At 51.1% G+C, this 3,113-nt stretch carries 4 protein-coding genes; all 4 read right to left on the reverse strand.

Annotated features, from left to right (window positions below; all coding sequences use genetic code 11):
* A partial coding sequence (locus tag PHH49_08690; GenBank protein MDD5489016.1) for an AMP-binding protein occupies window positions 1–1,024 on the reverse strand: 1,024 nt, incomplete at its 3' end.
* 1 nt (window position 1,025) lies between these two features.
* Window positions 1,026–1,292 (reverse strand): acyl carrier protein, encoded by a 267-nt coding sequence (locus PHH49_08695; GenBank protein ID MDD5489017.1) that lies wholly within the window; start codon window positions 1,290–1,292, stop codon window positions 1,026–1,028.
* A gap of 1 nt (window position 1,293) precedes the next feature.
* Window positions 1,294–2,313 (reverse strand): hypothetical protein, encoded by a 1,020-nt coding sequence (locus tag PHH49_08700; protein MDD5489018.1) that lies wholly within the window; start codon window positions 2,311–2,313, stop codon window positions 1,294–1,296.
* A partial coding sequence (locus PHH49_08705; protein MDD5489019.1) for a hypothetical protein occupies window positions 2,303–3,113 on the reverse strand: 811 nt, incomplete at its 5' end. The genes PHH49_08700 and PHH49_08705, both read right to left, overlap by 11 nt.

Below are 3,113 nucleotides of genomic sequence, written 5' to 3' on the forward strand. Positions count from 1 at the left end.
CCTCTTCGTCAACCACACGCACTTTGACCCCTGGTATCGCCTGCCCCACGGAACCCGGCTTAGTGATCGCCTTTTTCGGGTCGAGATAGGTTAGCCTCGGCGATGCCTCGGTCTGGCCATACATAAGATACAAATGCTTGTCCGGGAAATATTCCAGCAATTCCCGTGTTATTCGTGGCGGCATACTGTCCCCCGCCTGCAGGAAATAACGAAGATACGGGAGCTTGCGTGTCTTTATGTCGGACATGTTAAGCAAAATGGCGTAGTGGGACGGGACCCCGGCAAATCCGGAAACACGGAACGTTTCCATCGTTTCCAATACCATGTTAGGATACTGGAAGCGGTTATCCATAACAAGGCTACCGCCTACGATGAAATGGGAAAAAAGCAGGGACAATCCGAATATATAGTTTAACCCAAGAACACAACATATGCTGTCCTCACTGTTAATATGCGTATATCGGGCTATCGAACGGTTATTAGACACGATGTTCCTGTTACTAAGCATAACGCCTAAAGGTTCACCTGTAGACCCGGAAGTATACATGATCATCGCAATGTCATCCGGATCTTTCGCCCCGGGGCCGGACGGCCTATGATGTCCCATGATATCCCCTGAGGGAAGTCCTTCGACCGCGAACTTGACCCCCGACACGCATTTCACGGCCGCATCGGCCTTATCCCTGTATTCTTTTGAGAAAAATATTCCGCATAGCCCGCAATCATCGGCGACACGGGCCAGGTCCGGCGCCGTAGCCGTATTGTTCAGGGGAACAGCGACCGCTCCCGCCTTGCATATGCCGAATATCCAAGCGACGTATTCAAGGGACGTCCGGGACAACAGCCCCACTCTTTCCCCCTTTAGCACGCCGGAGTTCTTCAGAAAAACATGGACGCGTTCAGCCTCTTCCGACACATAGCTATATGTATATTTGGCCCCGTCGTTCCCCGCTTCAACGACCGCAACGTTGTCTGGCCAGGTCCGGGCGGCATGCTCAAGTATGTCATGGACAAGAAATGACATCTCAAGCACCCCCCTTCTTTTTGGATATGTATTTTTCCAGGTTACGTACTGTATCGAAGTTCTCCGGCAGGATCTCCGCCACCTCGACCTTTACCCCATATGCCTTCTGTATGAAAGCCACAAGCTCTATAACGCCTATGGAATCAACTATCCCGAGCTTCAGAAAAGAATCGTCATCCGATATCCTTTTTATCCCCAGACCGGGACTGCCGAGATAGTTCCTGGTGATGAAATCCCTGATGGACTCTCGTATTCCGGACGTCGTCATGTCATCCCCCGTGCCGCAGTTCCTTGCGCAACGCGGCCACTATCTTCTTGTTCTTTTCCCTTTTCAGGTGTTTTATCCCCTCGCTACGCGTCATGTATCCTGAACGCACCAGATATGCGATCTCCGCCGCATAAGGATGGTACCCGTATTTGTGTATATGTTCTTCATCAGCCAGGATGTTCAACCTGCAGTTGGTGGCGTTAAGCTCGACACCTTTCGGCATCTTCCATCCGATCCTCCGGACCGAAGCGAATATCTTCTTTTCATCATACGGTTGGGCGGAAAGCGGATGTATGAACACGGGGAAGACTTTTTTCGAGGTATAGGACTTTTTTTCCAGGAAAAATCTTTCCGCGGCTTTCCCGCACACCTTGATGATAGGCTCTTTGATCGTGGCCTCCATGAACCTGAGGGTCATTGGGGATAACCTCATAACAGAAGACGTCGGGGGCGCCTGGCCGGGGGACCAGCCGAACGCGATCATCGGTATATTTTTTTCTATCGCGGTCTTTAGTGAAGTATATTTTACGAGCCCTATGCAGGAAGTACATACCGCGCTGGCACGTTCCATGGCTTTTGGTGGGAATATGTTCCTCTCCATGGTTCTCCTGAACAGGCCTTTCAGCAATCGTGGACTGGGCTTGAACCATATGTGGTCGACATCCAACGCATCCGTTACTACCTCGATGTTCCTGCGCGCTCCGGACGCCAGGAAACCATTGTCGAACGTGAACGCAAGTACTTTGAGCCCGTACCTGCGACGCAGGAGTTCAAGGGTATAAGTGCTGTCCTTCCCGCCACTATAACACAAAAGCACATCGTACGAGGATCGTCCTTTCAGACCGTTTATCGTGTCCCCCAGCCGCTTCTTTTCGGTTTTCAGGATACGGGCAAGAGCCCCTTTATCCTTGACCCGTTCCTGGCATAGGGAGCATACCCCACTCGGGCTAAAGGATACGTTCGGGAAATTTTCCGGCAATACGCATACAGCACACCTGTTTACCCGTTCTCTATTCTTCATGTTCCCCGCTCTCCTTATCTCGCATTATATCAAGGTATGGCTGGAAGATATCGTTCTTGAAATATTCTGTGTATAACTCTGATCCTCTTGTGTTCAGGTGGGTAGAATCACAGAAATACCTGTTCTCGAGCGTCAGGATAGGCTCGGAAAGAAAATAAGCCTTAGGGTACTCGCTCTTCAGCCCGTCATAGAACCCGATATAATCCGCGTTGAAGCCAAGATCTTCCAGGACCGCGTTCAGGCCTTCCGGGACGACCATCCCCATAAATACCACATCTATACCGTTCGCGGCCGCCAGTCGCATGAACTTGTCCAGGTACTTGAGGTCAACTTGCCTGATATCCGTACGGAACTGGAAGCGCTCGACATGTTCGGAGAAATAATCTGCCGGTATTTCCCCTTCCGCTTCAGGCGCCTCGATATAGCCGTTATGGGACACCATATCATCGACCAGTTTCTTGTTGCTGTACGGATACTTCCTCCTCTGGGTAAGACCGACTTTCCTAAGGTCAAGACTGGCCCAGTACCGGGAGATAAAGACCTTTCTCTCCCGCCAGGTAAGATCCGGCCACATATCCAGGAATTCGGGTATGCTGGTAAAATATCGCAACACCACCAGCGACGAATCTTCCGGAGTGAACGGGTCTATATACAGGAAAATAGCCTGCGGCGGCGCATGTTCAGCCAGGTATCTTTTAAGAAGAAAATACAGGTTCATGGGTTTCCCCCCGGGCAGGGTCGGCAACAGTATCTCCCCATTTACTTCATATGCCCTTATCCCCGTCTTTTGCACGCTGTCC

Source organism: Candidatus Omnitrophota bacterium (assembly GCA_028715965.1).
Classification (GTDB): domain Bacteria; phylum Omnitrophota; class Gorgyraeia; order Tantalellales; family Tantalellaceae; genus JAQUQS01.

What these genes read in the sequence shown, in the direction of transcription:
- PHH49_08695 (MDD5489017.1), bottom strand. Translation starts at nt 1,292, where the DNA reads ATGACGACGTCCGGAATACGAGAGTCCATCAGGGATTTCATCACCAGG.
- PHH49_08700 (MDD5489018.1), bottom strand. Translation starts at nt 2,313, where the DNA reads ATGAAGAATAGAGAACGGGTAAACAGGTGTGCTGTATGCGTATTGCCG.